Below are 505 nucleotides of genomic sequence, written 5' to 3'. Positions count from 1 at the left end.
TCAACTGTGCGGCGAGAAGTTCGAGCCGCGGTACGTAGGCGCGACCGCCTGGCGCGGGTGGGTGCCCGGACATCGGGACACCGTCAGCGAAACCTGGGACACGGACGCACTTTTCGGCATCACCCCGCGCGATGGCGATCTCGTCAACTGGTTCGCGTGCGTCCGCACCGACGCCGGACACCCCGGCGGCCTCGACTACCTCCGGTCGCGGTTCGGGAACTGGCACGCCGACGTCCGGGCAGTACTGGATGCCGCCACCCCCGACGCGATGCTCCACCACGACCTGTACGAGTCGCCCCCGCTGCCGTCGTACGTGTCGGGCAACGCGGCCCTGCTCGGTGACGCGGCCCACGCAATGGCGCCGAACCTCGGTCGGGGCGCCTGCGAGGCCCTCGTCGACGCCGTTGCGCTCGGCCGATTCCTCACCGCCGACACCGACATTCAGACCGCGCTGCGCCGGTACGACCGCGCACGGCGGCCCGCGACGCGGCGACTGGTGCGTGGA

At 71.7% G+C, this 505-nt stretch carries 1 protein-coding gene; it reads left to right on the top strand.

The window, feature by feature from the left end:
* Positions 1-61: 61 nt before the first annotated feature.
* The coding region (locus ACFWJO_RS40790) for an FAD-dependent monooxygenase (protein ID WP_386873453.1) at positions 62-505 on the top strand (444 nt) is incomplete at its 3' end.

Origin of the sequence: Streptomyces sp. NPDC127092 (genome assembly GCF_042722475.1) — a bacterium.
GTDB lineage: Bacteria > Actinomycetota > Actinomycetes > Streptomycetales > Streptomycetaceae > Streptomyces.
The sequence above is the reverse complement of the archived record's forward strand: the minus strand, read 5'-3'. Positions and strand labels throughout refer to the sequence as shown.